The organism is Flintibacter porci, assembly GCF_041925195.1.
In the GTDB taxonomy this organism is placed as follows: domain Bacteria; phylum Bacillota; class Clostridia; order Oscillospirales; family Oscillospiraceae; genus Lawsonibacter; species Lawsonibacter porci.
This window is the reverse complement of sequence record NZ_JBHEVB010000001.1, coordinates 110720-136509: the sequence shown is the minus strand read 5'-3', so window position 1 is coordinate 136509 and position 25790 is coordinate 110720. Positions and strand designations below refer to the sequence as shown.

The following is a 25790-nucleotide window of genomic DNA, read 5'->3' as shown; positions in this document are numbered from 1 at the left end:
AGCGAAGTTGTGGTAGATTTTGAGTGCATGGACTCCTATGGTATGGAGGATCTGGAGCGGATCGTGGCTCTGCTGCGCGCCCCCGGGGGATGCCCCTGGGACCGGGAGCAGACCCACGAGAGCATCCGGCGCAACATGCTGGAGGAGGCCTACGAGGCCGCAGAGGCCATTGACGAAAAGAACCCGGAGCACCTGAAAGAGGAGCTCGGGGACGTACTGCTCCAGGTGGTGTTCCACGCCCAGATGGCCAAGGAGGAAGGTCTGTTTACCTTTCAGGATGTGGTGGACGGCGTGGCCAAGAAGATGGTCTTCCGCCATCCCCACGTGTTTGGCACCGTGCAGGCGGAGGACAGCGACCAGGCTCTGGAGACCTGGGACGCTCAGAAACGCCAGGAGAAGCACCAGCGCACCGCCGGCGACACGCTGGATGCGGTGGCGCGTTCTCTGCCCGCCCTGATCCGGGCAGAAAAATTGCAGGACAAGGCCCGCAAAGCGGGTTTTGACTGGCCGGACCTGGCTCCCGCCCTGGACAAGCTGGACGAGGAGGTGGGGGAGCTGCGCCGCGCCGCTCAGGGCGACGGAGACCCTCAGGAGGAGCTGGGCGACCTGCTGTTTGCCGCGGTGAAGGCGGGACGCTTTCTCCACGTGGACAGCGAGCAGGCGCTGACTCAGGCCTGCGAAAAGTTTATCCGCCGCTTTCGCGCTGTGGAGCGGCTGGCCCAGGGAGAGAGCCTGGACCAGATGGAGCTGGCCCAGCTGGAGGAGCTTTGGGCCCGCGCCAAGCAACAGGAGGGCTGAAACGCCCCACGCAAAGGACAGGCCTTTCCCAAGGCCGCGCAAATTCTTAGGAGGAGACACGCTATGAACAAGACCGAACTCATCAACGCCGTGGCCGATAAGACCCAGCTGTCCAAGAAGGACGCTGAGGCTGCCATTACTGCCACCGTGGAGGCCATTGCCGAAGCGCTGACCCGGGAGGAGAAGGTGCAGCTGGTGGGCTTTGGCTCCTTTGAGGTGAAGACCCGCGCCGCTCGGGTGGGCCGCAATCCCAAGACCGGCACCGAGATCGAGATCCCCCAGACCAAGACCCCTGTCTTCAAGGCCGGCAAGGCTCTGAAGGACGCGGTGGCGGGCTGAAGCACTGCAACGCTGACCCTTGGGGGCGCCGCGGAAGGCGGCGCCCCTTTTTCTTGGAAATTATCTTTTGCTTTGGAAAGGACAATGCAATGCGACTGGATAAATGGCTGAAGGTATCCCGGCTCATCAAGCGGCGCACGGTGGCCAACGAGGCCTGCGACAACCAGCGGGTCACCGCCAACGGCCGGCCGGTAAAGGCCAGCTACGATGTGAAGGCGGGAGACGTGCTGGAGCTGCGCTTTGGCGAGCGGGTGGTAAAGGTAGAGGTGCTGCTGGTGGCCGACAACGTGGGCAAGGCCGACGCGGCGGCCATGTACCGGGAGCTGCTGTGAAGGGGCGGCTGAGCTTGCTGCTGGCTGGCGTGCTGGCGGCGGGAGCGGTGCTGACGGGCTGCGGAGGAGAGCAGAAGGTTTCCTCCCAGAGCAGCCAGGTATTTGCTATGGATACGGTGATGCTGCTCACCGTCTACGGCGATCAGGCCCAGCAGGGGCTGGATCAGGCGGAGCAGACCATTCAGAAGCTGGAAAAGCTGTGGTCGGCCACCGATGAGAACAGCGAAATCTGGGCGCTGAACCACAGCGGCGGAAACTGGGTGGAGCTGTCTGAGGATACCCGGGAGATTCTGAGCCGCGGTCTGGAGCTGTGTGCCCTCACTGACGGCGCGCTGGATATTACTGCATACTCCGCCGTGCAGGCCTGGGGCTTCCCTACCGGAGTGTACCGTGTGCCTGATGAGGCAGAGCTGGAGCGGCTGGTGGGAACTATCGACTACACCCAGCTAGAGCTGGATGAGCAGACCGGCCAGGCCCGTCTGCCGGGCGGCATGTCCCTGGACCTGGGCGCCGTGGCCAAGGGCCGCCTGGGAGAGGTGCTCTCCCAGGACCTGAAGGAGCTGGGGGTGACCTCCGCTCTGCTGGAGCTGGGCGGCAACATTCAGACGGTGGGGACCAAGCCGGACGGCTCCCGCTGGCGGGTAGGCATCCAGGACCCCAACTCCCAGGAGGGGGGCTATCTGGCCATTGTGGAAGTGGCTGACCAGGCGGTGGTCACCTCCGGAGACTACCAGCGCTACTTTGAGCAGGACGGCCAGACCTACTGCCACATCATGGACCCTGCCACCGCCGCTCCCGCCGACAGCGGGGTGGACTCGGTGAGCATTGTAGGCTCCGACGGGACGGTGTGTGACGCGTTGTCCACCGCCTTGTTCGTTATGGGGGAGGAGAAGGGCGCCCAGTTCTGGAAGGACCACCCGGAGCTGGACTTTGAGGCTATCTTTGTCTCCCAGGACGGCACCATCGCGGTGACCGAAGGCCTGGAGGAGCACTTTACCCTGGCTGACGGCTACCAGGACCGGGAAGTGACGGTGATCCACCGATGAACAAACAGACCAAGATCCTTGCCGGCGTGCTGGCGGCCGTGGTGCTTTTGTCGGCGGGCGTGCTGGTATGGCGCAAGCTGAACCCCCAGGAGGCCCAGATCGCCAAGATCACCCAGAAGGGGCAGGTGCTCCGGGAGATCGACCTGACCCAGGTGAAGGAGTCCTACTCCTTTGTCATTGAGGGGGAGAACGGGGCGCTCAATACCGTGCAGGTGGAGCCGGGGCGCATCTGCATCAGTGAGGCCTCCTGCCCGGACCAGATCTGTGTCCACCAGGGATGGATCGGCGACGGCAGCGAGCCCATCGTCTGTCTGCCCAATCAGGTCATCATCCAGATCACGGGAGGAGGGAGCCAGGTTGACGCAGCGGTCGGTTAAAGGGGCGCGGCGAGTGACCCGGCTGGCCCTGCTCACCGCCATTGCCCTGACCATCTTTATGGTGGAGGCCCAGATCCCGGTGGCGGTGCCTATCCCGGGGGTCAAGCTGGGCCTTGCCAATATTGTGACGGTGTACACCGTCTTTGCCCTGGGGGCGGGAGACGCCCTGCTGGTGCTGGTGAGCCGGGTGTTTCTGGGCGCGGTGTTCTCCGGACAGATGATGACCCTGCTGTACAGCCTGGGGGGCGGCCTTCTGTGCTGGCTGGCCATGGTGGGGCTCAAGCGGCTGCTCACCGTGAAGCAGCTGTGGCTGTGCAGCCCCCTGGCCGCCATCTGCCACAACCTGGGCCAGCTGCTGGTGGCCGCCGGGGTGATGAAGACCTGGGCGGTGCTGGCCTACCTGCCCTACCTGGTGATCGCCGGAGCGGGGGCAGGACTGTTTACTGGGCTGTGCGCCCAATTTTTGATGCAGCGCCTGGACCGGCTGGCGTCCGGGCGGAAGGAGGAAAACCATGGAGCAAAAGGACATTGACCGCATCAATGAGCTGGCCCGGCTGGCCAAGGAGCGGGAACTGACCGAGGAGGAGAAAGAGGAGCGGGGCAAGCTGCGCCGGGCCTATATCGACTCGGTGAAGGCCAATCTGGAGGGACAGCTGAACAACACCTGGATCCAGAAGCCGGACGGCTCCCGGGTCAAATTAGAAAAACGCAAAGATTGACTCCCTTTTCTTGACAAGCCTTGCCCTTTCTGCAATAATGGCCCCAGACAGCCCCTGTGGGCGGCTGTCGGGAGGACACATAAGATTTTGATTTAGGAGGCCGCTATGGCTTACGTAAAAATGGTTACCGATTCTGCCGCCGACATCCCCCGCGCCCTGCGGGAGGAGCTGGATATTCAGGTGCTCCCCTTCCCCATCGCCATGGGGGACAAGGAGTATGAAGACGGCTATGATTTTACTCCGGAGGAGTTTTACGGGATGCTGCTCAGCGCCCCGCAGATCCCCACCCATGCTCAGCTCAACCCCTATGTCTTTGAGCAGTGCTTTGAGCAGGCCTACGATAACGGCTATACCCACCTCATCTATACCTCCATTAACTCTAAGGGCTCGGCCACCCATCAGAACGCCGTCCAGGCCCGGGAGGAGTTTTATGAGGAGCATCCCGAGGCCCGGGAGAACTTTCAGATCACCATCATCGACTCCCACAACTACACCATGACCTACGGCTGGGCTGTGGTTCAGGGAGCCAAGATGGCCGCGGTGGGCACCGATCCGGACAAGGTGGTGGCCTATATTCAGGACTGGCTGGACCACGTGCGGGTGCTCTTTGCCCCGCTGGACCTGCGCTTTGCCAAGAAGTCGGGCCGTGTGTCGGCGGCGGCCGCCTTTGTGGGCGACGCCCTGGGACTCAAGCCCATCATGACCTTTGAAAACGGCGAGTCCAAGATCCTCTCCAAGGTGCGGGGAGAGAAAAACATCATCCCCGCCATTATGGAGCGCTGCCGCAAGACCCGTCAGGCGGCCAGCCCCTACATGGTCATCAAGGCGGACAACGCCCCCATGGCCGATGCTCTGATTCGGGCCTGTGAGGAGGAGTTCGGCGCTCCTGCCGATATGGTCTATCCCATCGGCGGCGTCATCGCCATCAATGCCGGTCCCAACCTCATTGGTGTGGTATACCGGGAACAGTGATCTTCTTTGCGGCCCCGCTCCGGAAATTCCGGTGCGGGGCCGCTGTGTCCATTTTGGCGTGGAAACAAGGAGTGACATGAGATGAAAGAACAAAAGCTGACCTGGCGGGCCAGAGGAAGACTGTGGTTCCGGATCGGCATTCGGCTGGTGCTGCTGATTGTGGGGCTGTGGCTGCTGTGGAAGGTGGGGCTGCCTCTGCTGTCGCTGATGGCTCCCTTTGTAGCGGCTCTGATCACCGCCGCCATCCTCCACCCGGCGGTGCGGTGGCTGAGGAGCACTCTGGGAGGGTCCCGAAAGCTGTGGTCGCTGCTGGTGCTGGTGCTGCTGTTCGGGCTGATGGGCGCGGCGCTGGGCGGCCTCATTTATGCTGCTGGAGCTCAGCTGATCTCCCTGGTGCAGAGCTGGGACGACCTGCTGGCCAATCTGGAGGGAATCTTCCAGCAGTTGGAGCAGATTTTTGCCCGCTTCTGGGACCTGGTGCCTCCGGCTCTCAACGAGACGGTAGATTCGGTGTGGGACAGCGTGCTGGAGTGGCTGAAAAACACCCTGCCCGGGATGCTGGAGGGGCTGGTGAACTATGCCAAGGATAAGGCTCTGAGCTTGCCCTCCTTTGGCCTGGCGCTGATCATCTATATCATGGCCTCCTATCTGCTCACCGCCGACTACCCCGACCTGCGCACCGCGGCGGCCCGGCGCACCGACCGGCGGCTGCTGGCCTTTCTGGTCCAGGTGCGGGATACTGCCCTGGCGGCCCTCGGCGGCTATCTGAAGGCAGAGTTTCTCCTGTCGGTGGGTGTGTTCTTTATCCTGCTGGGCGGCTTCTTTATCATCCATCAGCCCTACGGCCTGCTGCTGGCCCTTGTGCTGGCGGTGATGGACTTTATCCCCATCATCGGCGCGGGGACCGTCATGGTGCCCTGGGCGGTCATTGACCTGTTTACCGGAAATCTGGGGGGCGCCATCCGTCTGATGGTGATCTGGGGACTGATCGCCCTGTTTCGCCGGGTGGGCGAGCCCAAATTCGTGGGCGACCAGACCGGTCTGTCTCCCATTTTGTCCCTGGTGAGCATCTATGTAGGTATGCGTCTGGGGGGCGTGCTGGGGATGATTTTGGGCCCAACTGTCCTGCTGATCGCCCTGAATCTGGTGAAATTGGGCCTGTTTGACGGGGTTCGAGCGGACGCGGAGGCTGCTGTGGAGGATGTGATCGCCATTTTGCGGGAGCGCCCCGAGAGCGAATAGCTGGATAAGTTGTCAAAATTTGTTTTGGGAAAATTCAAAAAACGCATGCTTTTTCTTCATGGTTTCTTCATATTTTTCCTTTATACTTGCCCCAGTCGAACGGAGGAGGACCTCCAAGAGACCATAGAGGAGTGAAGCAGTTATGGAAAACAACGAGTTCAACTTTTATAATAGCGAGAATGACGGCTACCGGGGAAGCTTTGGAGAATATGTTGATCCCACCCCCGCGGTTCCCAATCCGGAAGGACCCGAGAACCGGAAGAAGCCGGGCAGAGGTTTTTCCAAGAAGGTCGTAGCCCTGGTGCTGGCCTGTGCCATCGTGGGCGGCGGCGCCGGCGTGGGCGGTGCAGCCCTGTATCAGAATTTGAGCCGGGGCGGAACCGTGATCTATGAGGGAAATCGCCCCACCGTACAGACGATGGTCAACAACAATAACGGGGAGCCTATGACTCCTGAGCAGCTCTACGCGGCCAACCTGGCCTCCTGCGTGGGCATTACTGTGAACACCACGGTGAATATCTTCGGCCAGACCACCACCTCCGCCGCTACCGGTTCCGGCTTTGTGCTGACCCAGGATGGCTACATCGTCACCAACTACCATGTCATTGAGGACGCAGCCAACGATTCCTCCGTCAGTATTGAGGTCTCCTTTGCCGACGGCACCAAGTACACCGCTCAACTGGTGGGCGGCGAGCAGGATAACGACATTGCTGTGCTGAAAATCGATGCCACCGGCCTGCAGCACGTCACCCTGGGCGACAGCAGCCAGCTGGTGGTGGGCGAAAGCGTCTACGCCATCGGCAACCCCCTGGGTGAGCTGACCTATACCCTTACTGACGGCATCGTCTCCGCTCTGGACCGGCTCATCACCACCTCCAGCCAGGATGCCAACGGCAACACCGTTTCCACCACCCTGAACGTGCTGCAGACCAACTGTGCCATCAACCCCGGCAACTCCGGCGGCCCCCTGTTTGACAGCTACGGCAATGTGGTGGGGGTGGTCTCCGCCAAGATGACCGAGTCCTCCTCCGGTGTGTCTGCCGAGGGCCTGGGCTTCGCCATCCCCATCAACGATGTCAAGGACATCATCGAAGATCTCATCGAGCACGGCTACGTTACTGGTAAGCCCTATATGGGTGTTCAGGTCTCCTCCGTGCCTGAGTACGCGCAGCGCTACGGCATCAGCGCCGGCGCCTATGTGGAGAGCGTGGCGGACGGCTCCTGCGCCCAGAAGGCTGGCCTGCAGCAGGGCGATATCATCACCGCCATTGACGACACCGCCATCGACTCCAGCTCCGCCCTCACTGCCGCCCTGTCCAGCAACTACAAGGCCGGCGACACCGCCACTCTGACGGTTCTGCGGGGCAGCGATAAGATCACCCTCTCCATTACCTTCGACGAGAAGAATGAGCAGACTGAGGCTGCCAATCAGGTCCAGCAGGAGTCCAATCAGAAGCAACAGCAACAGCAGCAGTCCGGCGGCTCCTATGGCTGGCCCTTCAGCGGATACAGTTGGTAATATTACGTTCTACCGATTTCTCATCGGTTTTCCTCTCCCCTCTCTTTTACCCCGGGTCTGGCAAGACCCGGGGGTTTTTTATGTTTGGAAATGGCGGCAAAATAACAAAATCCGGAGGCTTGACAAGGATATAATTTTGTGAAAATATCCTATTGTTTTATGATTGACAGGGAGAAAAGCCGGTGCTACCATAAAAACAACCCAACGCGAGAACGAGGAAAGGAGCCAAATTTCATGATGAAGCAGTTTGCGGCTTACTTTTTTGGCTACTTTTACTTTTTTGGCTTTTGGTTCAAAAAGGTAAGAGTGTTTTTTGCTGCAAACAAAGGGCTCCCCAGTTTCGCGTAAGCGGGGAATAGGGAAGTTTTAGGCCTGCGGTGAATGACACTTCACCGCAGGCTTTTTCATTTGCCCGGTGAAGCAAGGAGGAGAACAGCTATGATTATCATTGTAAAACAGGACGCAAAGGAAGAGCGGGTACGGGATCTGATCCAGTGGATCGAGGCCCAGAACTTGCGTACCCACGTTTCCAAGGGAGACTACGCCACCATCATCGGCGTCATCGGCGACATCAGCAAGCTGGATGACGACCTGATCACCGGACTGGACATTGTAGAGGGGGTCAAGCATATTTCTGAGCCGTTTAAAAGTGCCAACCGGAAGTTCCATCCCAAGGACTCCATCATCGAAGTTGGCGAGCAGAAGCTGAAAGTGGGCCACGGGAACTTCGCCCTGATCGCCGGGCCCTGTTCCGTGGAGAGCGAGGAGCAGATCATTTCGGTGGCCAAAAGCGTCAAGGCCGCCGGAGCCACTATGCTCCGCGGCGGTGCGTTCAAGCCCCGCACCTCCCCCTATGACTTCCAGGGCCTGAAGGCCGACGGCATCGAGCTGCTGCTGGAGGCCAAGCGGGAGACCGGACTGCCCATCGTCACCGAAATCATGAACGCCAACCACCTGCCTCTCTTCGAGGACGTGGACGTCATCCAGGTGGGCGCCCGGAACATGCAGAACTTTGAGCTTTTGAAGGAGCTGGGCAAGACCCGGAAACCCATCCTCATCAAGCGGGGCCTTGCCAACACCCTCAAGGAGCTGCTGATGAGCGCGGAGTACATCATGGCCGGCGGCAACGAGAACGTCATCCTCTGTGAGCGTGGCATCCGTACCTTTGAGACTGCCACCCGCAACACCCTGGACCTGTCCGCCGTTACCGTCCTCCATGAGCTCACCCACCTGCCTGTGGTGGTGGACCCCAGCCACGCCACCGGCGTGGCCCGGTACGTGAAGCCCATGGCCATGGCGGCCGCCGCCTGCGGCGCCGACGGCCTCATCATCGAGGTCCACAACGATCCGCCCCACGCCCTGTGTGACGGCGCCCAGTCCCTGCGGCCCGAGCAGTTTGAGGACGTGGCCAAGGCGGTGCGCCGGGTGCGTGCCGCCGCCCTGAGCGAGGAGTAAGGAGGCAGGCATGGTAGTTGGAATTGCAGGCTTAGGGCTGATCGGCGGCTCCCTGGCCAAGGCCTACGAGCGCAGCGGTGCCACCGTCTACGGCTACGACGGAAACCGGGTGGTCCAGGACTTTGCCAAGCTCCAGGGGGTGCTGGCGGGCGACCTGGACGAGAACACCATCGGGGAGTGCGAGCTGCTGCTGGTGGCCCTGTACCCCGAGGTGACCATGGAGTATCTGGAGCGCATGGCTCCTTACATCCCCGGCACCACTTTGGTGATGGACTGCTGCGGCGTCAAGCAGGAGGTTTGCAAGGTGGGCTTCCGCCTGGCGGAGCAGTATGGCTTCACCTTTGTGGGCGGCCACCCCATGGCGGGCACCCAGTTCTCCGGCTTTGCCAACAGCAAGGCAGATATGTTTGACGGGGCGCCTATGGTAGTGGTCCCGCCCCAGGCCGACGATATTTTGCTGCTGGACCGGGTGAAAAAGCTCCTGACCCCCGCCGGCTTTGCCCACCTGACGGTGACCACCGCGGAGCACCACGACGAGATGATCGCCTATACCTCCCAGATGTGCCACGTCATCTCCAACGCCTATGTAAAGAGTCCCCGAGCCCAGATGCACAAGGGCTACTCGGCGGGCAGCTACATGGATTTGACCCGGGTGGCCTGGCTCAACGAGCACATGTGGACCGACCTGTTTCTGGAGAACCGGACCTTCCTGCTTCAGGAGCTGGACCAGATGATCGGCAGCCTCCAGGAGTACCGGGAAGCCCTGGAGCAGGGCAACGGCGACCGGCTTTGTACCCTCCTGGCGGAGGGCCGGATCTGCAAAGAGAAGGTGGATGGACAATGAGTAAAATCCTGACGGTAGACCTGCCCGGCCGGGCCTACGACATTGAAATTGAGCGTGGGCTCCTGGACCGAGTGGGGGAGCGGTGCAAGGCGGTGCTGCCCCGGGCCAAGGCCCTCTTTGTGGTTACCGACAGCACGGTAGGTCCCCTCTATGGCCAGCGGGTGCTGGACAGTCTGGAAAAAGCGGGGTTCTGTGCCATTCTCCACACCGTTCCCGCCGGGGAAGAGAGCAAGTGTGTGGAGCGGCTCCAGGAGCTGTGGGAGGCCATGATGGCCGCCCGCCTCACCCGCACCGACGCCGTGATTGCTCTGGGCGGCGGCGTGGTGGGCGACCTGGCGGGCTTTGCCGCCGCCACCGTGCTGCGGGGTGTGGATTACATCCAGATCCCCACCACCCTCCTGGCTCAGGTGGACTCCTCCGTGGGCGGCAAGGTGGCCATCGACCTGCACGCGGGCAAGAACCTGGCCGGGGCCTTCTGGCAGCCCAAGGGCGTGCTCATTGACCCGGAGGTGCTCACCACCCTCACCGACCGCACCTTCTCCGACGGCATGGCCGAGGTCATCAAGTACGGCTGCATCCGGGACCGGGCTTTCTTTGACAAGCTGGCCGCCTGGGGCGGACGGGACGGCGTGATGGAGCACATCGAGGAGGTCATCCACACCTGCTGTGACATCAAGCGCAAAGTTGTCCTCAACGATGAGCGGGACACCGGCGAGCGGATGGTACTGAACTTCGGCCACACCATCGGCCATGCCTTTGAGCTGGCCGGCCATTACGAGACCTGGACCCACGGCCAGGGGGTGGCCGCTGGCATGTGCGTAGCCGCCCGGCTGGGGGAACAGATGGGCATCACTCCCGCCGGAACGACCGAGACCATCCAGAATATATTAAAGGAGTACCAGCTGCCCCTCACCATTCCCTGTCCCTGGGATACCCTGGTGGAGGCGGTGGGCCTGGACAAGAAGAACGCCGGCAGCGACATCCGCCTCATCGTGCTGGAGGAGCTGGGAAAGGCCGTTCCCCACGCCATGTCCCGGGAAGCGCTGCTGGAGGCTCTGGCCCCCATGTGGAAAGGAAACTGAGATGAATGTGACCATTCTGCCGGGAACGCTGAAGGGAGCGGTCACCCCGCCCTCCAGCAAGTCCCAGACCCACCGGGCGGTGCTTGCCCTCATGCTGGCCCAGGGGGAGGGAAAGCTCTCCAACCTGGCGGTTTCCGAGGATATTCAGGCCACTCAGGACTGTGTAGCCGCTCTGAAAAGCGGACAGCCCGCACAGGCGGATGGACTGCCTTTGCTGGACTGCGGCGAGTCGGGTTCCACCCTGCGCTTTCTCATCCCGGTGGCCCTGGCTGTGCGGGGCGGCAGCCACTTTACCGGCCGGGGACGGCTGATGGAGCGGCCCCAGGGTCCCTACATCCGCTTATTTGAGGAGAAGGGGATTTTGTGGAACCAGGAGGGGGCCTGCCTGACCGTGGAAGGTCAGCTGGAGCCGGGCGTCTATGCCCTTCCCGGCAACGTGTCCAGCCAGTTTATCACCGGGCTGCTCTATGCCCTGCCTCTGCTGCCTGGAGACAGCCGGATCGTCCTCACCACACCCCTGGAATCCCGGGGCTATGTGGATATGACGCTGGATATGCTCCGCCGGTTTGATATAAAGGTGGAGGAGCAGGAGGACGGCTTCCTGGTGCCGGGAAACCAGACCTATCAGGCACGGGACCTGACCTTGGAGGCCGACTGGTCGGGCGCCGCCTTCTGGTACGCCGCCAACTTCCTGGGCGCTCAGGTAGACATACAGGGGCTCAATTCCGATTCCGTCCAGGGAGACCGGCAGATCGGTACCCTCTATTGGAAGCTGGCCCGGCCCGGAGATGTGGACATCGACCTGTCCCAGTGCCCCGACCTGGCGCCCCCGCTGGCCGCCATGGCGGCGGTGCGGAAGGGACCCACCCGGTTTGTCCATGCCGGGCGGCTGCGCATAAAGGAGAGCGACCGCCTGGAGACCATCGCCCGCACCTTGAACGCCCTGGGAGCCAAGGCTCAGGTGGGGAGGGACACCCTCATCCTGGAGGGGGTGGACCACCTGGAGGGCGGCACGGTGGACGGCTGCAACGACCACCGCATCGCCATGATGGCCGCCGTGGCCGCTGTAGCCTGCAAAGAGCCGGTGACTATTTTGGGTGCGGAGTGCGTGAAAAAATCTTACCCCCGGTTCTGGGAGGACTACACTGCGTTGGGAGGAGAAATACATGGCCTCATATCTGGGTGAACATATCCACGTGTCCGTCTTTGGACAGTCTCACTCCCCGGCCATCGGGGTCGTGGTGGACGGCCTGCCCGCCGGGGAGCGGGTGGACATGGAGGAGTTGGGGCGGTTTTTAAAGCGCCGGGCTCCGGGACAAAACGCCACCTCCACCCCCCGCAAGGAGGCCGACCTGCCCCAGTTTCTCAGCGGCTTGGTGGACGATGTGACCTGCGGTGCTCCGCTGGCCGCCCTCATTGAAAACACCAACACCCGCTCCCAGGACTATGCCCAGCTCCGGGACAAGCCCCGTCCCGGCCACGCCGACTTTACCGCCCAGGTGAAGTACGGCGGCTTCCAGGACGTGGCGGGGGGAGGCCACTTTTCCGGCCGCCTCACCGCGCCTTTGTGCATTGCGGGCGGCATCTGCCTGCAGATCTTAAAACGCCGGGGCATTGAGGTGGCTGCCCACATCGCCTCCATCGCCGCAGAGGCCGACCGGCCCTTCGACCCTATGGGGGAGAGCGTGGAGACGCTGGACGCTCTGAAGCGGGCTCCCTTCCCGGTTCTGGATGAGAAGGCGGGGGAGCGGATGCGCAAGGCCATCCTCCAGGCCAAGGAGGAGGGCGACTCGGTGGGCGGCATTGTGGAGTGCCTAGTCACCGGAGCACCCGCCGGGCTGGGAGAGCCCATGTTCGGCGGCATGGAGAACCGTCTGGCCGCCGCCCTGTTCGGTATCCCTGCGGTGAAGGGCGTGGAGTTTGGCGCGGGCTTCGGCGTGGCTACCATGCGGGGCTCGGAGAACAACGACCCCTTTACCGTGAAGGACGGGAAGCTGGTCACCGAGACTAACCACGCCGGAGGCATTTTGGGGGGTATTACCAACGGCATGCCCCTGGTGTTCCGTCTGGCGGTGAAGCCCACCCCGTCCATTGCCAAACAGCAGCAGACGGTGAGCCTGTCGAAAAAGCAGGTGGAGGAGCTGGTGGTCACCGGCCGCCACGACCCCTGCATCGTTCCCCGGGCGGTTCCCGTAGTAGAGGCGGTCACCGCGCTCGTCCTCACCGACCTACTTTTCTCGTGAGAAAAGTAGGCAAAAGAGCTTTGTGCGAAACTTCGTTTCGCTTCTGAGAAGCAAGAGGTTTCGGAGGGAGGGATAGTGTGAAAGGGAACCGTCAGGGTGCCCTTTCACGTGCAATCACTACAAATTTGAATTGGAAAAGCCAATTCAAATTTGCCGCGTGAGGCGAAACTGCGGTTTTGACTCACGCGCGCAAAAGAGCTTGGTGCGAAACTTTGTTTCGCCACCTTATTCAGTCATAGAATATTGCACCCATAGGTAAGGAGTGATTGAAGATGGAAGAACTGAAGGATCTGAGAGAGAGAATTGACGCCATCGACCAGCAGATGGTGGACCTGTTCAAGCAGCGTATGGAGGTCTCCAAAGAGGTGGCCGCCTATAAGCAGGCAAACGGCCTGCCTACCCTGGACGCGGGCCGGGAGCGCGCCCTGCTGAGCAAGGTGGGCGAGCAGGCGGGGGAGGAGCTGGCCGACTACACCCAGTCGGTGTACCGCACCATCCTGGCCGCCGGACGCTCCTACCAGAACGCTTGCTCCGGTGTGACCTCCAAGGTGTATGAGACCATTCGCAAGGCCCTGGACACCACCCCCGACCTGTTCCCCCAGCGGGCTACCGTGGCCTGCCAGGGCGTGGAGGGCGCCTACTCCCAGATTGCCTGCGACAGCATCTTCAAGGCTCCTGCCATCCTCTACTTCAATACCTTTGAGCACGTCTTTAAGGCGGTGGAGAGCGGCATGTGCCAGTACGGCGTGCTGCCCATCGAGAACAGCACCGCCGGTTCCGTCAACGCCATCTACGACCTGATGACCAAGCACAACTTCTCCATCGTTCGCTCCGCCCGCCTGAAGGTGAGCCACAACCTGCTCTGTAAGCACGGGGTGAAAAAGGAGGACATCAAGGAGATCTTCTCCCACCAGCAGGCCATCAGCCAGTGCGCCGGCTACCTGTCCACCCTGAAGGGCGTGAAGGTCACCGTGGTGGAGAATACCGCTCTGGCCGCCCAGATGGTAGCCCAGTCGGAGCGCCGGGACGTGGCCGCCCTGTCCTCCCGCTTCTGCGGCGAGCTCTATGGGCTCAATCTCCTGGAGCAGAACGTCCAGGACCAGGACAACAACTACACTCGCTTCATCTGCATCTCCAAGAATTCCGAGATCTATCCCGGGGCCGACCGCACCTCTCTGATGATGACCCTGCCCCACAAGCCTGGCGCCCTTTACAATGTACTGTCCAAGTTCTACGCCCTGGGCATCAACCTGCGTAAGCTGGAGAGCCGTCCTCTCCCTGACCGGGAGTTCGAGTTCATGTTCTACTTCGACCTGGAGTGCTCCGTGTATGCCCCCGAGATGGAGCGGATCTTCCGGGACCTGGAGGAGGAGAGCGAGCACTTCCGCTATCTGGGCACCTACAACGAGGTGATCTGCTGATGGACTGCGGGCTCATCGGCCGCAAGCTGGGCCACAGCTTTTCCCCAAAAATCCACAGCCTGCTGGGGAACTACCCCTACCGGCTCATCCCTCTGGAGCCGGAGGAGGTGGGGGACTTCCTGCAAAAGGGGGAGTTCCACGGCTTGAACGTTACCATCCCCTATAAAAAGACGGTGATGGAGTACTGTGCCGAGCTCACCCCGGCCGCCCGTCGCATCGGCAGCGTGAACACCATTCTTCGCCGCTCCGACGGTACCTTGCTGGGGGACAACACCGACTACGACGGCTTTCTGTACCTGTTAAAGTCCGCCGGTGCCCAGGTGGAGGGCCGGAAAGCCCTGGTGCTGGGCAGCGGCGGAGCCTCCCTTACGGTGCGCTCGGTACTCTCCGAGCTGGGGGCAAGGGAGGTCGTTACCATCTCCCGTTCCGGGGAGAATAACTATCAGAATCTGGACCGCCACGCCGATGCCCAGATCATCGTCAACGCCACGCCGGTGGGGATGTACCCAAACAACGGAGTTTCCCCTGTGGATTTGGACCAGTTCCCCCAGTGTGAGGGTGTCTTTGATCTCATTTACAACCCGTCTAAAACCCAGCTGCTCCTCCAGGCACAGCACCGGGGGCTCATCTGGGGCAACGGCCTGGGGATGCTGGTGGCTCAGGCCAAAGCGGCCTCCGAGCGGTTCCAGGGCAAAAAGCTGCCCGACGAACTGGTGGCCAACATTACTGCCAAGCTGGAGCGGGAGACGAAAAACATCCTCCTCATCGGCATGCCCGGCTGCGGCAAGACCACGGTGGGCAAAGCATTGGCCCAGCGGCTGGGCCGCCCTCTGGCCGATGTGGACGAGAAGATAATAGAAGAGGCGGGCTGCTCCATCCCCCACATCTTTGCCAGCGAAGGGGAGGAGGGGTTCCGGGTCCGGGAACACCGGGCTCTGGCTCAGATCGCCAAGGAGTCCGGCCAGGTCATCTCCGCCGGAGGAGGCATCGTGACCCGGCCGGAGAACCGGGACAGAATGGAGGAGAACTCCGTGGTGGTCTGGCTGCGCCGGGACCTGGATAAGCTGCCCACTGACGGCCGGCCTGTCTCCCAAAGCGTGCCCCGGGAGGAGCTCTACCGCCGCCGGGCGCCCCTCTATGAGGCTATGGCCCAGGTGACGGTGGACAACAACGGCACGGTGGAGGACACCGTGGACGAGATCATCAGGAGGGTGATGGGATGAAAATTCTGGTCATCAACGGCCCCAACCTCAACATGCTGGGCATTCGGGAGCCGGACATCTATGGCAAGCAGGACTTTGCCGCCCTGGAGGCCTTTATCCGCCAGGCGGCAGACGAGTGCGGTGCTCAGGTGGAGCTCTTCCAGTCCAACCATGAGGGGGCCATTGTGGATAAAATCCAGTGGGCCTACGGGAAGATGGACGGCATCGTTATTAACCCCGCCGCCTATACCCACACCAGCGTGGCCATTTTGGACGCCCTGAAGGCGGTGGGCCTGCCCGCCGTGGAGGTCCACCTGTCCGATGTGAATGCCCGGGAGGAATTCCGGCACATCTCCTATGCAGGGATGGCCTGTGAGAAGTCCTTTATCGGCATGGGCTTTGAAGGGTACCGGGCCGCCATTCAATATCTGACTGGGAAACAACGGTAAGTCAAATTAGCAGTATCCCGGCATTTCTGCAAAGAAATGCCGGGCTTTTTTTGTTTAAAATAAATTCATAAAGTACCTATTGACAATCTTGCAGGTGGGTGGTACATTATCTTTAGCACTCAGGGAGAATGAGTGCTAAAACATAGAATGAGAAATGGAGGCGAGAGTATGGAGCTGACCAATCGAAAAAAGCGAATCCTGCGGGCCATTGTTGAGATCTATATCTCCACCGCGGAACCGGTAGGTTCCAAGGCCGTGGCAGAGCAGGCCGGACTGGACATCTCCACCGCCACCATACGAAATGAGATGGCCGACCTCACCGAACTGGGCTATCTGGAGCAGCCCCACACCTCGGCCGGACGGATTCCGTCCCCCATGGGCTACCGGCTCTACGTCAACGAGCTCATGGGTGAGCACCAGCTGACCATGCAGGAGACCCAGCGCATCAACGACGCGCTGAACCTGAAAATGGAGGAGCTGGACCGGGTCATCGACCGGGCGGGCAAGGTGCTCTCCCAGATCAGCGACTACCCCGTCTTTACCATGGCCCAGCCCAAGCAGCGGGTGACGGTGAAGCGGTACGACCTGCTGATGGTAGAGGAAAACGCCTTTATCGCTGTGGTGATGACCGACAACTCGGTGGTGCGCAACAAGCTCATCCACCTGTCCGATGAGCTCTCCGACACCCAGCTGCAGTTGCTGTCCACCGTTTTGAACAGCTCCTTTGTAGGTCTGACCGTGGAGGAAATGGAACAGGCTCTGGACAAGATGGAGACCCGTTCCGCACCCGGGGCATTCAACCTGATCTCCATGGTAGTGCAGTACGCCATCGAGGTGCTTCAGGAGCAGCGCAGCCAGACCATTCACACTTCGGGGATCACCCATCTGCTGGAACACCCTGAGTACCGCAGTCTGGACAAGGCCAAGCCTCTGATGACCTACCTGGCGGAAAACCAGGAGGGGTCCAAGCTGCCGGTATCCATGGAGAACGGCCAGAATATGAATATTCTCATCGGGCCGGAAAACGTCAGCGAGGCGCTGAAGGATACCAGCGTGGTCATGGCCAGCTATGACATTGGAGATAATATGCGGGGCGTCATCGGGGTGGTAGGACCCACCCGGATGGACTACGCCAAGGTGACCGCCCGCTTGTCCTATTTCGCCGACAGCCTGACCCGGATGTTCGGCAAGGGGGAACTTCCCCCCGGCGACGGGAACGACCAGGAATAGGAGGAACATTAGTTCATGAGCAAGAAAGAAAATAAGGCGGAGCAGACCGCTCCGGAGCAGCAGGAGCCGGTGGAGCAGCAGGCTGAGGTTCAGACCGAACCCCAGGCCGAGCAGACCCAGCCCCAGGGCGAGGCTCAGAGCGAGAGCGCCGATCCCCTCCTCACTGAGCTGGAGTCCCTGAAGGATCAGGTGGCCCAGCAGGAGGACAAATACCTGCGCCTGGCCGCCGAATACGACAACTACCGCCGCCGTACCGCCAAGGAGAAGGACTCCATCTGGAACGACGCCAAAGCGGATGCGGCTGTGGCCTTCCTGCCGGTGTACGACAATCTGGAACGGGCACTCAAGCAGGAGACCGCCGACGAGGCCTTTAAGAAGGGCGTGGAGATGACCATGACCCAGCTCAAGACCGTGCTGGAAAAGCTGGGCATCACCGAGATCCCCGCTCTGGGAGAGACCTTCGATCCCAACCTGCACAATGCCGTGATGCATGTGGAGGATGAGAACTTCGGCGAGAACACCGTCTGCGACGTGTTCCAGGCCGGCTTCCAGCTGGGCGACAAGGTCATCCGGTTTGCCATGGTAAAGGTGGCTAACTGATACGAAGCGCGGAGGATAGACGCGCAGGGGAGCTTGGAGCGCAGCGAGGGCGAGCGCAGGGCCGCAGGGCGGCCCGGAGACCAGCCCGAGACGGAGCGAAAGCGACCCGGCCGCGCGTCCAATCCGCAGCGTGACAATATAAACCTTATAAAATTTGTAAACAACAATCTTTTCATATATTAGGAGGAAACACATTATGTCCAAGATCATTGGTATTGACTTAGGTACGACTAACAGCTGCGTGGCGGTTATGGAGGGCGGCGACGCCGTCGTTATCCCCAACGCCGAAGGCAACCGCACCACTCCCTCTGTGGTGGCTTTTTCCAAGGACGGCGAGCGTATGGTGGGCCAGGTGGCCAAGCGCCAGGCTATCACCAACCCCGACCGCACCGTTATCTCCATCAAGCGTGAGATGGGCACCGACTACAAGGTGGACATCGACGGCAAGAAGTACACTCCCCAGGAGATCAGCGCCATGATCCTTCAGAAGCTGAAGGCTGACGCCGAGGCCTATCTGGGCCAGACCGTCTCCGAGGCCGTCATCACCGTCCCCGCTTACTTCACCGATGCTCAGCGTCAGGCCACCAAGGACGCCGGCAAGATCGCCGGCCTGGAGGTCAAGCGTATCATCAACGAGCCCACCGCTGCCGCTCTGGCCTACGGTGTGGATAAGGAGACCGCTCAGAAGGTCATGGTGTACGACCTGGGCGGCGGCACCTTCGACGTGTCCATCCTGGACATCGACGACGGCGTCATCGAGGTTCTGGCCACCGCCGGTAACAACCGTCTGGGCGGCGATGACTTCGATAAGTGCGTGATGGACTGGATGGCTGCTGAGTTCAAGAAGGCCGAGGGCATCGACCTGACCGGCGACAAGGTTGCCATGCAGCGCCTGAAGGAGGCCGCTGAGAAGGCTAAGATCGAGCTGTCCGGCGTCACCTCCACCAACATCAACCTGCCCTATATCACCGCCGACGCCACCGGCCCCAAGCACCTGGATCTGACTCTGAGCCGTGCCAAGTTTGACCAGCTCACCGCTCACCTGGTAGAGGCCACTGCCGGTCCTGTGCGCCAGGCCATGGGCGATGCCGGTCTGAGCGGCAACGACATCTCCAAGGTCCTGATGGTGGGCGGCTCCAGCCGTATCCCCGCGGTTCAGGAGATGGTCAAGAAGCTCACCGGTAAGGAAGGCTTCAAGGGCATCAACCCCGACGAGTGCGTGGCTCTGGGCGCGGCCCTGCAGGGCGGCGTGTTCACCGGCGACGTGAAGGACCTGCTGCTGCTGGACGTCACCCCCCTGTCCCTGGGCATTGAGACCATGGGCGGCGTGATGACCAAGCTCATTGAGCGCAACACCACCATCCCCGTGAAGAAGAGCCAGACCTTCACCACCGCCGCGGACAACCAGACCTCCGTTGAGGTCCACGTGCTCCAGGGCGAGCGTGAGATGGCTCAGTACAACAAGACTTTGGGCCGCTTCAATCTGGACGGAATCGCTCCCGCCCGCCGCGGCGTGCCTCAGATCGAGGTTACCTTCGACATCGACGCCAACGGCATTGTGAACGTGTCCGCCAAGGACCTGGGCACCGGCAAGGAGCAGCACATCACCATCACCTCCTCCACCAACATGTCCAAGGACGACATCGATAAGGCTGTGCGTGAGGCTGAGCAGTTTGCCGCCGAGGACAAGAAGCAGCGCGAGGCTGCCGATACCCGCAACCAGGCCGACCAGATGGTCTTCCAGACCGAGAAGGCCCTGGAGGAGATGGGCGGCAAGATGGACGCCGGCGACCGCTCCAACATCGAGAGCGATCTGGGCAAGCTGAAGGAGACCCTGAAGGGCTCCGACACCGAGGCCATCAAGAACGCCACCGAGGAGCTGCAGAAGGCTTTCTACGCCGTCAGCGAGAAGCTCTACCAGCAGCAGGGCGGCCAGGCTGGTCCCGGCCCTGACATGGGCGGCGCCAACTTCGGCGGCGGCCAGGCCGGCGGCAGCAACGGCGGCGATGACGTAGTGGACGCGGATTACACCGTGGTGGATGACGACAAAAAATAATTCCCATATGTAACGGCCGCGTAGGCGGGGCTATGCCCCGCCTGCGCGCCCTTGTGTCTGCATCCAATTAGAGAGGAAACGAAGGATCACACCGTTTTTCTCAGAAACAGAGGTGAACCATATGCCAGAACAGAAACGAGATTATTACGAGGTGCTGGGCGTAAGCAAAGGCGCCTCCGACGATGAGATTAAAAAGGCCTACCGGAAGCTGGCTAAAAAATATCACCCCGACATGAACCCCGGCGACAAGGAGGCAGAGGCCAAGTTCAAGGAAGTGAACGAGGCTTACAGCGTCCTGTCCGACGAGCAGAAGCGTGCCCGGTATGACCAGTTTGGCCATGCGGGAGTAGACCCCAACTATGGCGCAGGCGGTCCCGGCGGCGGCTTCGGCGGCTTTGACATGGGGGATATTGACCTGGGCGATATCTTCGGCTCCTTCTTTGGCGGCGGTGGGTTCGGCGGCTTTGGCGGCGGCGGAGCCCGGCGTAACGGTCCCCAGAAGGGGGAGAGCCTGCGGGCCAACCTGACCATTACCTTTGAAGAGGCCGCCTTCGGCTGCGAGAAGGAGATCAACCTCAACCGCACCGAGGAGTGCGACGAATGCCACGGCTCCGGCTGCCAGCCGGGCACCACTGCCGAGACCTGTCCCGACTGCCGGGGCACCGGCGTGGTCCGGGTGCAGCAGCGTACCGGCGGCTTCGCCTTCTCCAGCACCGCGGCCTGTACCCGCTGCCGGGGCACCGGAAAAATTATCCACAGTCCCTGTAAGAGCTGTGGGGGCAGCGGCAGCGTGAAGAAGAGCAAGCGCATCACCGTTACCATCCCCGCTGGCATTGACGACGGCCAGGCCGTCTCCCTGCGGGGCCAGGGCAACGCGGGCAAAAACGGCGGCCCCGCCGGCGACCTCATTGTGGGCGTGCGGGTCAAGCCCCATCCTCAGTTCCGCCGCGACGGCACCACCGTGCTCTATGAGCAGCCGGTGACCTTCTTCCAGGCGGCCATGGGCGCCGAGCTGGAGATCCCCACCATTGACGGCAAGGTGAAGTACACCCTGCCCGCCGGAACCCAGACCGGCACCACCTTCCGCTTGCGGGGCAAGGGTATCCCCGAGCTGCGGGGCCGGGGCCGGGGTGACCAGTATGTCACCATCCGGGTCCAGGTGCCCACCTCCATGAACGCCGAGCAGAAGGAGGCCCTGCGGGCCTTTGCTCAGGCCATGGGGGAGAATGTGCCGGAAGAGAGCGGCCTGAAGGGATTTTTTGATAAGCACAAGAAGAAAAAATAAGGTCTGGCCATCGACCGGACATTTGAAAGCGCCTTTCTCCAGACGGGTGTGGACCGCGGGGAGGGCGCTTTTTTGTAATTATGAACATTTTTTTAACACAATGCAAACAATGAGGGGAAATTCTTGACGGGACAGGCGTTCGTTTCGTACAATACTCTCTAGCCAAGATGACGTATTCCATGCTCAGACCAAAACCAGAGAAGCCGGAGATCTGGCTTTTCTTTGTGTACTGCTGTTGTGGGTGCAGATCCATTTACATAAAAAGGAGCCAACGTATGAAGAATCTGCCCATGATCTTATGTGCCGGGGCGCTGCTGCTGACCTTGGGAGGCTGTCACGCGCAGTCCGGTGTGCAGAGCGTCCAGAGCGCCGACGGGAACCAATCCAGCAGCCTGGACAGCTCGGTAAATCAGCACCAGGGCCAGGATGCCCAGGTGGATACCGCGCAGTCCCAGCCGGAAGAGAAGTCCAGCCAGGGAGAAGAGGCACAGATGGTGACGCTCTATATTGGTATGGACGACCAATTTCAGCAGTACCAGGAGCCCTACGAGGGTACGCTGAATGAACAGGGCATGGTCCCGGCGGAGGGCGTAGTGGCCGAGATGGCCCAGCTCACCGGCTGGAACCTGGACCTAGCAGGGGGGATCACCACCGGGAAAGGCGGGATCACTGTCAGCTTTGGGGAGACCTGTGCCCTCTTCTCCGGACCGCCTCAGGAGCAGAAGGAGGAGTTCCACGTCTATGACAGCTACCAGCTGGACCAGACCATTCTGGACAGCGTGAAGAAGACCCTGCAGAACTGGGCGGTAGTCCCGGGTCAGGGCGATCCGGACAGCGTGGACGTCTACTACTGCGGGCCGGACGGGAAGGATCTGGTGCTCATCAACTCCGGATGGACCATCTCCTCCACCCAGCCCTATGAGCAGTTTCCACAGGGGAATTAAATCATGTGCAAAAAAACGCGGCGTGCTTTTATAAAAGGCACGCCGCGTGTGATGTTTATAGGAACTTACAGGGAGAAGGTCAACCCGCAGGTAAGGGGTACCAAAGCGTCCCCCAGTTCCTCCCGGAGCAGAGCCAGGGCGGTCTCACCGGTACAGTGGCCGGTGTATACCCGCCGTACTCCCTGCTCTTTCAGTGCCCGGGCAACTTGGCCGGGGTACTCAGGGGGACAGTTGAGGCCGGAGAGGGTGCTGGTGCTGAACATGTGCAGGCCGCCCACCACCGTGGTGACCTGCCGGTTCAGGGCCTCCTGTACCCCCTGGACGATGTTGACGATGCCCCCGTGGGAGCAGGAGTTAAAGACCACCAGGCCGTCCTCCCCCTCCAGCACCAGGGAGTGCTCATGGACGAAGTCGTCCTGGACAAACTGGTCGGGACCCAGCTTGCGCAGCAGATTGGTTTCCCGGCTGGCGAAGGGACCACCGTGGACGGTCTCAGGTACCAGCCACATACCGGGAACAGGCTGGCGCACCCCCTCTCCGCAGTCAAAGCGGTCCGGGTGGCCCTCCCAGATGTCCCGGTGGATACCGATGAAGCGGGGAGAGCCAGTGGAGGTGGAGAAGTAGGGACCGCCGGCCTGAGGCCGTGCGTACACCTTGCAGGTGGGATTTTCCTCCAAAAAGTAGCGCAGACCGTCTGCATGGTCGAAGTGGCCGTGGGAGAGGACGGCCAGGTCCACCTGCTTGAGGTCTACCCCCAGAGCCTGGGCATTTTGGGCGAAGGCCTGGGAACAGCCGGCGTCCAGCAGGATGTTATGCTCCCGGTACTGGATATACAGGGACAGGCCGTGCTCCGGGGTGAGCCCGCTGTCTTGCGGGGCAGTGTTTTCTACCAAGACGGTTACCTTCATGGGGATGCGCTCCTTTCATTCAATGGTCTGGGGACGGGTGAGATCGTGGATCCACTTGCCGGTGCGCAGACGAACCACGCCGGCGATACATTTGACCAGCTGCTCGGTACTCATGGCCAGGTAGACCCACAGGATATTGAGCTGGAGCACCAGCCCGGCCAGGGCGGCCAGAGGAATGGCGCACAGCCACAGGGGACACAGGTCGATCATGGTGGCCACCTTCACATCGCCGCCGCCCCGGAGGACGCCTACGATGTTGCAGTTGTTAAAGTCCCGCATGGGCATGATGCAGGCCTGGACCGTCATCATAATGGTGGCGGCAGAGCAGGCCGCGGGGGAGAGGTGGAACAGGGGGAAGAACCAGGTCGGGGCGGACAGATGGGTGAAGGCCAGCAGACCGGCTCCCAGGATGGTACCTCCCGCCGCCGCCAGGGTGTTAAGGGCCAGTCCCACCTGATAGACGGTGTCCGAGCGGCCCGCGCCGATCTCCCGGCCGATGATAATGGAGGCGGTGCCCGAGATGCCGAAGGCCACCACCATACACAGCTTTTCTACGTTGCCGGCAATGGTATAGGCGGCCAGAATTTCCGTGCTGCCCGCCATGTGGCCCATGATGGTGGGGAAGATGGCGGTGCCCAGACCCCACATGGTCTCGTTGCACACCACGGGGGAGCCGTAGCGGATAAACTGCTTGACGGTCCTCAGGCCCGGGCGCAGCAGCAGACCCAGGTCCAGGCGGAACACCCGGGAGCGCCGGGCGTGTACCACCACAATGACGATCTCCACCACCCGGGCGATGAGGGTGGCGATGGCCGCGCCGGTGACGCCCAGGGCGGGAGCGCCCAGCTTGCCGAAGATGAGCACCCAGTTTAAAAAGGTGTTGGTGCCCATGGAGGCGGCCAGAATGTACATACCGATGCCGGGGCGCTCCATGCTGCGCCAGGCGGCCACATAGACCAGGGTGACGCCGTTGAGCACATAGGATAGGCCAATGATCCGCCCGTAGTCTGCCGCCAGCAGGATGACCTCCCGCTGGTTGCCAAATAGGCTCAAAAAGGGCACGGGGATGAGCAGCAGCACCAGGGCAAAGGTGATGGATACCAGGTTCACGGCCCACAGGGCCACGCCAACCACCCGGTTGATGGACTGCCGGTCCTGGCGGCCCCAGTACTGGCTGATGAGCACCGCCGAGCCGCTCTGTACGCCAAAGAAGAACAGCTGCATGACAAACAGGGGGATGTTGGCCAGGGTGACGGCCGCCATAGGCACCTCACCCAGCATGCCCACCATGAAGGTGTCGGCCATGGCTAGGGTGCTGGTAATGAGGTTTTGCAGAATGATGGGCACTGCCAGACCGCCCACCCGGCGGTAGAAGCCGGGGCCGCGGCGCAGGTAGGAAAACATGGGGGTGGAACCTCCTTGAATGTGGTGATTAGGACAAGCTGGTAAATAGCTGCTCCTGGGCGGCCTTCAGACCTTCCAGCAGGGCGTCAATGTCCTGGGGTGTGGTGTCGTAGGAAAAGCTGATGCGCAGCACGCCGTCCAGCTCCTTTTTGGGCAGCTTCAGGGCGGCATACACGTGGCTGGGCTTTCCCTTGTGGCAGGCGGAGCCGGAGGAGACGCAAATGCCCCGGTCGCTGAGAAAGCGCACGATGACCTCGCTCTTATAGCCGGGGAGGGTGATGGGCAGAATGTGGGGGGCCTGTCCCTGGAGGACCACCTTAGCGCCGGGGACCTCCTGGGGCAGACGGCGGGCCAGGTCGGCTTTCAGAGCGGCCATGTGCTCCAGGTCAGCGGCCAGAGTGGCCTTGCCCGCCTGGGCGGCGGCGGCAAAGGCGGCGATCTGGGCGGTAGCCTCGGTGCCCGAGCGCAGTCCCTCCTCCTGTCCACCACCCCGGATGAGGGGAGGGAAGCGCAGTCCCTTGCGGATGTACAGGGCGCCCACACCCTTGGGAGCGTGGATCTTGTGGCCGCTGATGGTGAGCAGGTCCACGCCCAGCGCTTTGGGGGTAAAGGGCACCTTCAAAAATCCCTGGACCGCGTCGCAGTGCAGCAGGGCCGGGGAGCCTGCGGCACGGATGGCCTTGGCGGTCTCGGCTACCGGCTGGAGGGTGCCCAGCTCGTTATTGACCAGCATCATGGATACCAGCACTGTGTCTGGGCGCAGGGCGGCCTTCACGTCCTCCATGGACACTTGGCCGTCGGCGTTGGGGGCGAGGTAGGTGACCTCATAGCCCTCCCGCTCCAGCGCCCGGCAGGGCTCCAGCACGGCGGAGTGCTCGATGGCGGTGGTGATGATGTGCTTGCCCTTGCGGCGGCCAAGCTCCACCGCGCCGCGGATGGCCCAGTTGTCTCCCTCGCTGCCGCAGGAGGTAAAATAGAGCTCCTCCGGGGCGCAGCCCAGAGCTTTCGCTACCTGGGCGCGGTGCTCCTTCACCCCGGCGGCAGCCTGGCTGCCCAGGGCGTAGCGGGAGGAGGGGTTGCCCCACCCCTCGGTCATGGCCTGCACCGCGGCCTGTACCGCCTCCGGACGTACCGGCGTGGTGGCCGCGTTATCTAAATAGTGCATGAAATTCACCTCGTAAGATATGGAAAAAGTAAGAATATTCTATGGCCTGGAGCGGGGAAAGTCAAGGCATTCCAGCCCTGCTCCCCTTGCAAAGAAAAGCCGGATTGTATTATAATAAAAATCGGATTTGGAAACGAAAACTGGTCGGGATCTGGGAA

26 protein-coding genes are annotated in these 25790 nt (G+C 61.6%); 23 read left to right on the top strand and 3 right to left on the bottom strand.

Translation table 11 applies throughout. From position 1 onward, the window contains the following. Window positions 1-9: 9 nt before the first annotated feature. From mazG to ACEVJL_RS00510, 23 genes are all read left to right on the top strand, one after another. A complete protein-coding gene (gene mazG, locus ACEVJL_RS00620; protein WP_008981283.1) occupies window positions 10-798 on the top strand; it encodes a nucleoside triphosphate pyrophosphohydrolase in 789 nt (262 codons plus the stop codon). 42 nt (window positions 799-840) lie between these two features. After that, complete coding sequence (locus ACEVJL_RS00615; RefSeq protein WP_289519162.1) at window positions 841-1137, top strand: HU family DNA-binding protein; 297 nt, start codon at window positions 841-843, stop codon at window positions 1135-1137. Between the two features lie 89 nt (window positions 1138-1226). Then, window positions 1227-1469, top strand: a complete 243-nt coding sequence (locus ACEVJL_RS00610; protein ID WP_008981285.1) for an RNA-binding S4 domain-containing protein — start codon at window positions 1227-1229, stop codon at window positions 1467-1469. Continuing rightward, the gene (locus ACEVJL_RS00605) at window positions 1466-2515 is read left to right on the top strand and encodes an FAD:protein FMN transferase (RefSeq protein WP_374736573.1); all 1050 of its coding nucleotides are present in this window, start codon (window positions 1466-1468) and stop codon (window positions 2513-2515) included. The genes ACEVJL_RS00610 and ACEVJL_RS00605 overlap by 4 nt, the downstream gene beginning before the upstream one ends. Continuing rightward, entirely contained in the window at window positions 2512-2892 is a 381-nt protein-coding gene (locus ACEVJL_RS00600; RefSeq protein ID WP_374736572.1) for a NusG domain II-containing protein, read from the top strand. The genes ACEVJL_RS00605 and ACEVJL_RS00600 overlap by 4 nt, the downstream gene beginning before the upstream one ends. Next, window positions 2873-3424 (top strand): Gx transporter family protein, encoded by a 552-nt coding sequence (locus tag ACEVJL_RS00595; protein ID WP_374736571.1) that lies wholly within the window; start codon window positions 2873-2875, stop codon window positions 3422-3424. The genes ACEVJL_RS00600 and ACEVJL_RS00595 overlap by 20 nt, the downstream gene beginning before the upstream one ends. Beyond that, a complete protein-coding gene (locus ACEVJL_RS00590) occupies window positions 3405-3611 on the top strand; it encodes a DUF896 domain-containing protein (RefSeq protein ID WP_302668379.1) in 207 nt (68 codons plus the stop codon). Before ACEVJL_RS00595 ends, ACEVJL_RS00590 begins: the two co-directional genes overlap by 20 nt. A gap of 105 nt (window positions 3612-3716) precedes the next feature. Then, a complete protein-coding gene (locus ACEVJL_RS00585) occupies window positions 3717-4583 on the top strand; it encodes a DegV family protein (protein ID WP_235397107.1) in 867 nt (288 codons plus the stop codon). A gap of 81 nt (window positions 4584-4664) precedes the next feature. Next, complete coding sequence (gene ytvI / locus ACEVJL_RS00580; RefSeq protein WP_374736570.1) at window positions 4665-5825, top strand: sporulation integral membrane protein YtvI; 1161 nt, start codon at window positions 4665-4667, stop codon at window positions 5823-5825. Window positions 5826-5967: 142 nt separating this feature from the next. Then, window positions 5968-7344: a S1C family serine protease gene (locus tag ACEVJL_RS00575; protein ID WP_374736569.1), complete on the top strand. Its 1377-nt coding sequence runs from the start codon at window positions 5968-5970 to the stop codon at window positions 7342-7344. Between the two features lie 438 nt (window positions 7345-7782). Beyond that, entirely contained in the window at window positions 7783-8799 is a 1017-nt protein-coding gene (gene aroF, locus ACEVJL_RS00570; protein ID WP_020989816.1) for a 3-deoxy-7-phosphoheptulonate synthase, read from the top strand. Between the two features lie 10 nt (window positions 8800-8809). Continuing rightward, window positions 8810-9643: a prephenate dehydrogenase gene (locus tag ACEVJL_RS00565; RefSeq protein WP_110441928.1), complete on the top strand. Its 834-nt coding sequence runs from the start codon at window positions 8810-8812 to the stop codon at window positions 9641-9643. After that, window positions 9640-10725 (top strand): 3-dehydroquinate synthase, encoded by a 1086-nt coding sequence (gene aroB, locus ACEVJL_RS00560; protein WP_374736568.1) that lies wholly within the window; start codon window positions 9640-9642, stop codon window positions 10723-10725. The genes ACEVJL_RS00565 and aroB overlap by 4 nt, the downstream gene beginning before the upstream one ends. A 1-nt stretch (window position 10726) precedes the next feature. Continuing rightward, entirely contained in the window at window positions 10727-11911 is a 1185-nt protein-coding gene (locus ACEVJL_RS00555; protein WP_374736567.1) for a 3-phosphoshikimate 1-carboxyvinyltransferase, read from the top strand. Continuing rightward, window positions 11892-12968: a chorismate synthase gene (gene aroC, locus ACEVJL_RS00550; RefSeq protein ID WP_374736566.1), complete on the top strand. Its 1077-nt coding sequence runs from the start codon at window positions 11892-11894 to the stop codon at window positions 12966-12968. The genes ACEVJL_RS00555 and aroC overlap by 20 nt, the downstream gene beginning before the upstream one ends. Window positions 12969-13240: 272 nt before the next feature. Next, complete coding sequence (gene pheA, locus ACEVJL_RS00545) at window positions 13241-14389, top strand: prephenate dehydratase (RefSeq protein ID WP_374736565.1); 1149 nt, start codon at window positions 13241-13243, stop codon at window positions 14387-14389. Beyond that, on the top strand, window positions 14389-15612 hold the full coding sequence (locus ACEVJL_RS00540; RefSeq protein ID WP_374736564.1) for a shikimate kinase: 1224 nt from the start codon (window positions 14389-14391) through the stop codon (window positions 15610-15612). Before pheA ends, ACEVJL_RS00540 begins: the two co-directional genes overlap by 1 nt. Then, window positions 15609-16040: a type II 3-dehydroquinate dehydratase gene (aroQ, locus tag ACEVJL_RS00535; protein WP_374736563.1), complete on the top strand. Its 432-nt coding sequence runs from the start codon at window positions 15609-15611 to the stop codon at window positions 16038-16040. Before ACEVJL_RS00540 ends, aroQ begins: the two co-directional genes overlap by 4 nt. Window positions 16041-16208: 168 nt before the next feature. Beyond that, a complete protein-coding gene (gene hrcA, locus ACEVJL_RS00530; RefSeq protein WP_374736562.1) occupies window positions 16209-17270 on the top strand; it encodes a heat-inducible transcriptional repressor HrcA in 1062 nt (353 codons plus the stop codon). A gap of 15 nt (window positions 17271-17285) precedes the next feature. Beyond that, the gene (grpE, locus tag ACEVJL_RS00525) at window positions 17286-17870 is read left to right on the top strand and encodes a nucleotide exchange factor GrpE (protein WP_374736561.1); all 585 of its coding nucleotides are present in this window, start codon (window positions 17286-17288) and stop codon (window positions 17868-17870) included. 196 nt (window positions 17871-18066) lie between these two features. Further along, on the top strand, window positions 18067-19926 hold the full coding sequence (dnaK, locus tag ACEVJL_RS00520; RefSeq protein WP_374736560.1) for a molecular chaperone DnaK: 1860 nt from the start codon (window positions 18067-18069) through the stop codon (window positions 19924-19926). A 121-nt stretch (window positions 19927-20047) separates the two neighbouring features. Beyond that, window positions 20048-21211, top strand: a complete 1164-nt coding sequence (gene dnaJ, locus ACEVJL_RS00515; RefSeq protein ID WP_008981304.1) for a molecular chaperone DnaJ — start codon at window positions 20048-20050, stop codon at window positions 21209-21211. Window positions 21212-21486: 275 nt separating this feature from the next. Further along, window positions 21487-22155: a hypothetical protein gene (locus ACEVJL_RS00510; protein WP_374736559.1), complete on the top strand. Its 669-nt coding sequence runs from the start codon at window positions 21487-21489 to the stop codon at window positions 22153-22155. 65 nt (window positions 22156-22220) lie between these two features. Here ACEVJL_RS00510 and ACEVJL_RS00505 read toward each other — a convergent pair whose 3' ends face one another. From ACEVJL_RS00505 to ACEVJL_RS00495, 3 genes are read right to left on the bottom strand one after another with little or no spacing between them, the layout of a single operon-like run. Continuing rightward, window positions 22221-23063 (bottom strand): MBL fold metallo-hydrolase, encoded by an 843-nt coding sequence (locus tag ACEVJL_RS00505; protein WP_374736558.1) that lies wholly within the window; start codon window positions 23061-23063, stop codon window positions 22221-22223. Between the two features lie 15 nt (window positions 23064-23078). Next, complete coding sequence (locus tag ACEVJL_RS00500; RefSeq protein ID WP_235397079.1) at window positions 23079-24467, bottom strand: MATE family efflux transporter; 1389 nt, start codon at window positions 24465-24467, stop codon at window positions 23079-23081. Between the two features lie 28 nt (window positions 24468-24495). Then, entirely contained in the window at window positions 24496-25632 is a 1137-nt protein-coding gene (locus ACEVJL_RS00495) for a cysteine desulfurase family protein (protein WP_374736557.1), read from the bottom strand. Window positions 25633-25790 lie beyond the last annotated feature (158 nt).

Excerpts from the sequence above, each read along its gene's own strand:
- ACEVJL_RS00500 (WP_235397079.1), bottom strand. The coding sequence starts at position 24,467 with ATGTTTTCCTACCTGCGCCGCGGCCCCGGCTTCTACCGCCGGGTGGGC.
- ACEVJL_RS00540 (WP_374736564.1), top strand. The coding sequence starts at position 14,389 with ATGGACTGCGGGCTCATCGGCCGCAAGCTGGGCCACAGCTTTTCCCCA.
- dnaJ (WP_008981304.1), top strand. The coding sequence starts at position 20,048 with ATGCCAGAACAGAAACGAGATTATTACGAGGTGCTGGGCGTAAGCAAA.
- pheA (WP_374736565.1), top strand. The coding sequence starts at position 13,241 with ATGGAAGAACTGAAGGATCTGAGAGAGAGAATTGACGCCATCGACCAG.
- ACEVJL_RS00565 (WP_110441928.1), top strand. The coding sequence starts at position 8,810 with ATGGTAGTTGGAATTGCAGGCTTAGGGCTGATCGGCGGCTCCCTGGCC.
- ACEVJL_RS00575 (WP_374736569.1), top strand. The coding sequence starts at position 5,968 with ATGGAAAACAACGAGTTCAACTTTTATAATAGCGAGAATGACGGCTAC.
- ACEVJL_RS00510 (WP_374736559.1), top strand. The coding sequence starts at position 21,487 with ATGAAGAATCTGCCCATGATCTTATGTGCCGGGGCGCTGCTGCTGACC.
- ACEVJL_RS00600 (WP_374736572.1), top strand. The coding sequence starts at position 2,512 with ATGAACAAACAGACCAAGATCCTTGCCGGCGTGCTGGCGGCCGTGGTG.
- aroC (WP_374736566.1), top strand. The coding sequence starts at position 11,892 with ATGGCCTCATATCTGGGTGAACATATCCACGTGTCCGTCTTTGGACAG.
- ACEVJL_RS00555 (WP_374736567.1), top strand. The coding sequence starts at position 10,727 with ATGAATGTGACCATTCTGCCGGGAACGCTGAAGGGAGCGGTCACCCCG.
- dnaK (WP_374736560.1), top strand. The coding sequence starts at position 18,067 with ATGTCCAAGATCATTGGTATTGACTTAGGTACGACTAACAGCTGCGTG.
- aroF (WP_020989816.1), top strand. The coding sequence starts at position 7,783 with ATGATTATCATTGTAAAACAGGACGCAAAGGAAGAGCGGGTACGGGAT.
- hrcA (WP_374736562.1), top strand. The coding sequence starts at position 16,209 with ATGGAGCTGACCAATCGAAAAAAGCGAATCCTGCGGGCCATTGTTGAG.
- ACEVJL_RS00495 (WP_374736557.1), bottom strand. The coding sequence starts at position 25,632 with ATGCACTATTTAGATAACGCGGCCACCACGCCGGTACGTCCGGAGGCG.
- ACEVJL_RS00505 (WP_374736558.1), bottom strand. The coding sequence starts at position 23,063 with ATGAAGGTAACCGTCTTGGTAGAAAACACTGCCCCGCAAGACAGCGGG.
- ytvI (WP_374736570.1), top strand. The coding sequence starts at position 4,665 with ATGAAAGAACAAAAGCTGACCTGGCGGGCCAGAGGAAGACTGTGGTTC.
- ACEVJL_RS00585 (WP_235397107.1), top strand. The coding sequence starts at position 3,717 with ATGGCTTACGTAAAAATGGTTACCGATTCTGCCGCCGACATCCCCCGC.
- grpE (WP_374736561.1), top strand. The coding sequence starts at position 17,286 with ATGAGCAAGAAAGAAAATAAGGCGGAGCAGACCGCTCCGGAGCAGCAG.
- aroB (WP_374736568.1), top strand. The coding sequence starts at position 9,640 with ATGAGTAAAATCCTGACGGTAGACCTGCCCGGCCGGGCCTACGACATT.
- ACEVJL_RS00610 (WP_008981285.1), top strand. The coding sequence starts at position 1,227 with ATGCGACTGGATAAATGGCTGAAGGTATCCCGGCTCATCAAGCGGCGC.
- aroQ (WP_374736563.1), top strand. The coding sequence starts at position 15,609 with ATGAAAATTCTGGTCATCAACGGCCCCAACCTCAACATGCTGGGCATT.
- ACEVJL_RS00590 (WP_302668379.1), top strand. The coding sequence starts at position 3,405 with ATGGAGCAAAAGGACATTGACCGCATCAATGAGCTGGCCCGGCTGGCC.